Origin of the sequence: Roseibacillus ishigakijimensis, from assembly GCF_016595415.1 — a bacterium.
Classification (GTDB): domain Bacteria; phylum Verrucomicrobiota; class Verrucomicrobiia; order Verrucomicrobiales; family Akkermansiaceae; genus Roseibacillus; species Roseibacillus ishigakijimensis.
This window is the reverse complement of sequence record NZ_JAENIO010000147.1, coordinates 1-462: the sequence shown is the minus strand read 5'-3', so window position 1 is coordinate 462 and position 462 is coordinate 1. Positions and strand designations below refer to the sequence as shown.

At 55.0% G+C, this 462-nt stretch carries 1 protein-coding gene; it reads left to right on the top strand.

Going from position 1 to position 462, the window contains the following annotated elements; translation table 11 throughout:
• On the top strand, window positions 1–195 hold a 195-nt coding region (locus JIN78_RS16960), incomplete at its 5' end, for a hypothetical protein (RefSeq protein ID WP_200393182.1).
• Between the last annotated feature and the right edge of the window lie 267 nt (window positions 196–462).

Sequence of the window (462 nt, the reverse complement as noted above, 5' to 3'; positions counted from 1 at the left end):
ATCGATCTCAGAGTTCAGATCGTCGATCTCACGGCTCAGATCATCGATCTCACAGCTCAGATCATCGATCTCACGGCTCAGATCGTTGATCTCACAGCTCAGATCATCGATCTCACCGCTCAGATCATCGATCTCACCGCTCAGATCGTCGATCTTAGAGCTCAGATCATTGCTTTTCCGCCGACCTTTCTTTGAAACAAAGGAAACAAAACATGTTTTACCTGAGAATGTTACACACCTGTCTTTTCTCGCTCTTCCGAGGAAAGAAACTTTTTCTCGCCGTCAATAATGTCAAAAGCTCAAGTTCTGGTCCCAGAGCGGTGCCCTGGGCGGGTATGGCATGCCCCGTTGGGGCGTGGGGTGGCCGTGGGCCGCCCGTTACGGGCAGTGGGTGGGCTCGGCGAGGCGAGCGATGGACCCGCAGGCGGCCAGCCAGTGGCTGGGCGAGTTGGTAACGGTGGG